The sequence below is a fragment of the Haladaptatus sp. genome, assembly GCF_049589095.1.
GTDB lineage: Archaea > Halobacteriota > Halobacteria > Halobacteriales > Haladaptataceae > Haladaptatus.
In genome coordinates, this window is record NZ_JBAWAC010000356.1 from 1 (window position 1) to 4194 (window position 4194).

Sequence of the window (4194 nt, forward strand, 5' to 3'; positions counted from 1 at the left end):
GAGTCCCATCCTCTTTCTTGTACTCGAACGGTTTGTATGGGATGTCCGATCCGATAATGATCTTGTCGCCGTTACTGCCGGTAATCGTACTTACGCATCCGGAGAGTGCCAACGCGGAGAACGCGCCACCACTCGCTTTGAGGTAGGTCCGTCTATCCATGCTATGAAAACATATAGCATAATTATATTAGCTTTGCGTCTCAGTTCCGCTCGAATCTTTGGATTAGAAAAACAATCCCGGTATCTCCTGAGAATTGTGGTGGTGAACGAGTTTGTTACCAAATTTTGCCACAAAATGAAACGTTTGTGGTAATTATTCCGTCCTGCCGAGTTGCCACCACAGCCTGAGAACGCGATAACCCATGAAACCCCCGTCTCGGAGGACATCGACCGTCGTGTCCCGGCCGGGGTTCCATACGACCGGGAACTCGTGAATCCGGTAGCCCATCCGTTGAGCGCGTATCAGGAGTTCGGTGTCCCAGAACCAATGGCGGTTCTCGACGGTCGGGAGGAGGGCATCGAGCGCCGTTCGGTCGAACGCCTTGAACCCGCACTGGTGGTCGTGCACCGACGAGGAGAGACACGTCCTGACGAGGCCGTTGTACACGCGACTGGCGGTGCCGCGTTTCAGCGAGCGGTTCGCTTGGCTGCCCGGAAGGAGACGCGACCCAGTCGCAACGTCGTACGGTCCGACGCGGACGCTCTCGACCAGTTCTTCGAGGTGTTTCATGTCCGTGGCGAGGTCGGTGTCGATGTAGCCGACGACGTCGCTTTCGACCGCCTCGAACACGCGCGAGAGCGCCGCACCGCGCCCTGCGCGGTTCTCGCCGTGGAAGTGCCGGATTCGGTCGTGGTCGCGCGCGAGCAGCGCGGCTATCTCGGGCGTCTCGTCGGTACAGCCGTCCTCAGCGATCACCACTTCGAACGAATCGGAGGGGAGAAACCCCGCCAGCGTCTTGATCGTCGCTTCGGCCGCGCTGGCGATGGTCGATGCTTCGTTGTAGGCGGGTAGGACGATGCTCACCTCGGGAACGTCACCGGTCATCTCACTGGGTCCACTCGTCTCGTCCGTCTCATTGGTCCCATTCGACCCACTCATCTCACTGGTCTCACTCGACTCACTCATGTGCGCGATTCACCCCCGAAGGTCGGAGCACCGCTCGCCGCGGGTGTCGTCGTCAGTTCGATGGGAACGTGGAGTCCGACGAGCGAGAGCAGGATTCCGACGCCGACGACGCTCCAGTAACTGATCAGCCGGTTGAGGATGGTGACCGCCGCGACGGCCGTCGAATCCACGCCGACCCAGCCGAGGACGAACGCGATACCGACTTCCGTGACGCCAAGCCCGCCGGGGGTCACCGGAACGGACGAGAGCAGGACGGCGACAAGCGCGGTGACGAACGCGCCTGCGATGGGAAGCGACACGCCGATGGCGACCGCGACGAGGTACATGATTACCCCCTCGATGATCCACCCGACGGCGGTGTAGCCGACGAGGGTCGGAATCCGGTCGAGTGACTCGACCGTTCCCCGCCGGAGATGGACGTAGTAGCGCCGAAATCGGGTCGGGATCAGTCGTTCGACAGTCCTGTTGGAGTGGCGCAACGCCAACACGCCTGCGAGTCCGAGTCCCGAGAGAGCCGCGCCGACGAGGAGTGCGTTCACGACGAACGACGGGAAATCACCCCAGAAGGCGAACAGGGTCGAGATTCCCAGAACGACGACCAGAACGGAGAAGTCGACGACTCGCTCGGTCAGCACCGTCCCGGCCGTGACGCCGAACTCGACGTCCGCCGAACGTCGGAGCAGCGAGCAGCGATACACGTCGCCGAGTCTCGCCACTGTGATGCAGTTGACGAACCATCCGAGGTAGATGATGCGCGTCAGTTCGGCGACGGTCCCGAGCGCTCCGGTCGCGGTCAGTTCGTACCCGGCGTTCCGCAACAGCGTCTGCCATCGGAGCGAACGGACGAGCGACAGCGCGTGGAACACCACCAGCGCGAGTAGAAACCAGAGCAGATCGGTCTCGCCGAGGTAGCCGATGACTGAATTCCAGTCGATATCGGCCATACTCCACGCGGTGAGCGCCAGCAGTACGCCCGCGAAGAGGATAGACAGAAGGTTCTTGGGGGTCCCGAACCGGCGCACGATGGATAGCCGTTCGCCCATCAGTTGCTCACCGCACTGGTGCAGTTGTAGAGGGTGCCCGCGGATCCCGACTGGTTGCCGTCGGACGACTGGTACTCGTCGCTGGAAACGACGGTACAGCTGTTTTCGACCCACTGGGACACCCCGTTTTGCTGGCTACCACCGAAATTCATCGCCCCGGAATCGGCGATCCTGTTGAAATTCGTCCCCCCGGAACTCGCGTTCCCGCCGTTCATTCCCGATGGAGCGTTACCCCCTGCACCGCCGCCCATGCGACCGCCGACGAGGACGTATTTGAGTTCGCCGCTCCGGACGAGTGAGGCGAGTTCGCTCTTGGTCATGACGGGGTCGCTCCCGCCGAACCCGCCGAGCGAGATGATGGGTTCGTCGCTGTTCAGCATCAAGGGGGCGATGCTGTTCGCTCCCGAATCCCCGGCCACCAGATACGTTGCGTTACCCTGGTGAGCTTCCAAATACGACAGCAGCGCGGTGTTCGCCTCGCTGTTTACACCGCCGGATCCCGAACCGGATGCACCGCCCCCGCCGGGGAATCCGGAAGCGTTCGACGGTCCCGCGAACTGACTGCCGTTTCCGGCGGTACTGTTGTCGAACGAGGCGTTCTCACCGAACCCGGACGGGGGTGAGCCGTTGCCCATTCCACTCGGCCCGCCGCCACCGAACGCGCTGGACGACGGACCCGCCGAGGGGATGGAGACGTTCGTCCCCGACGCGATGGACATCGAACCCCAAACCGTCGGCGCGACGAGAAGGACGACGAGACCGAGCGCCGTCGCGGTCCCCATCGCGGACCGCCAACGACGGTCGGTTCGTCGGCGAACCCGTCCGACCACGAGCGCCGCCGCGACGATGACGACACCACCCACGATGACAGGAGTGAGCGTTTGGCTGTAGGAAGGATATCGCGACAGGATGTACGCCTGAACGGCCGCGGTCCCGAGCAGCGTCGCTGGCAGTAGCCATCCGAGGAGGTTGCTCGAATCAGTGTTCCAGTACTCGTCCCATAACTCAACCAGCCCGATGCCGACCAACGCGGCGACAGGCGGGGCCAACATGACGAGGTAGTAGAGGTGGAAGAACCCGGCGACGCTGAAGAACGTCGCGGCCGTGAGGAACCATATCCCCCACAGAACGACCGACCGGCTCCGACCGTCGAACGGCCACTGACCGCGCTGTCGGTAAACGAGCAGTACCAGCGCGACGACTGCCACCGGCAGCAACCAGCCGATTTGCCCGGCGAGTTCCCCGTTGAACAGCCGAAGCGGCCCGATGGCTCCGTGACTGAAGCCGCCGCCACCGCCGCCGAATCCACCACTGCTACTGCCGCCATCGATGCCGCCGCCACCCATTCCGGTGAGGCGTTCGATACCGTTGTAGCCGAAAATCAGGCTAAAGATGGAGTTGTTGTCGGTCGATCCGATGTACGGGCGCTGGCTGGCTGGCGTCAGCGCAACGACGGTGGCCCACGCGAACGAGACGACGAACAGGACGCCCGTCGAGAGCACGAGGTCGGTGATGCGTCGACGTATGGACACCTCCGCGCCGAGCAGGTAGACGAGGTAGAACGCCGGGAGTACGAGGTAGGCCTCCATCATCTTGATGTTGAAGCCGAGACCGACCGCGGCCGCGGAGGCGAAGAGCCACCGTCGGCGACCGGTTTCGGCCGCACGGAGCACGAAGTACGCCCCGCCGAGTACGGCGAGGACGACGAGCATGTCGGCGGTGTTGTTTCGGCTCGTCGGGATGACGACGGCCGTCAACGCCATCGTCAGCGCGGCGGCAAGTCCTGCACGCGAACCGAACGTCCGGCCGACGATACGATACAGCAGCGCGATCGACAGCACGCACGCGATCGCTTGTGGAAGTATCAGACTCCAGCCGTGGAACCCGAACAGCCACGTGCTTGCCGTCTGAATCCACAGACCGAGCGGCGGTTTATCGACGGTGACGAACCCGGCATCGAACGAGACGAAGAAGAAGTTGTGCCAACTCGTGAGCATGTTTTTCACGGCTGCCGCGTAATAGAGG

The 4194-nt window shown here is 62.9% G+C and carries 2 protein-coding genes and 1 pseudogene; all 3 read right to left on the minus strand.

The features are described from left to right. Nucleotides 1-328: 328 nt before the first annotated feature. Nucleotides 329-1045, minus strand: a pseudogene (locus WBV42_RS11260) (dolichyl-phosphate beta-glucosyltransferase); the annotation flags it as partial. A 77-nt stretch (nt 1046-1122) separates the two neighbouring features. Beyond that, the gene (locus tag WBV42_RS11265; RefSeq protein WP_423986116.1) at nt 1123-2169 is read right to left on the minus strand and encodes a lysylphosphatidylglycerol synthase transmembrane domain-containing protein; all 1047 of its coding nucleotides are present in this window, start codon (nt 2167-2169) and stop codon (nt 1123-1125) included. Next, nucleotides 2169-4194: glycosyltransferase family 39 protein (locus WBV42_RS11270; RefSeq protein WP_423986117.1), on the minus strand; the 2026-nt coding region annotated here is incomplete at its 5' end. The genes WBV42_RS11265 and WBV42_RS11270, both read right to left, overlap by 1 nt.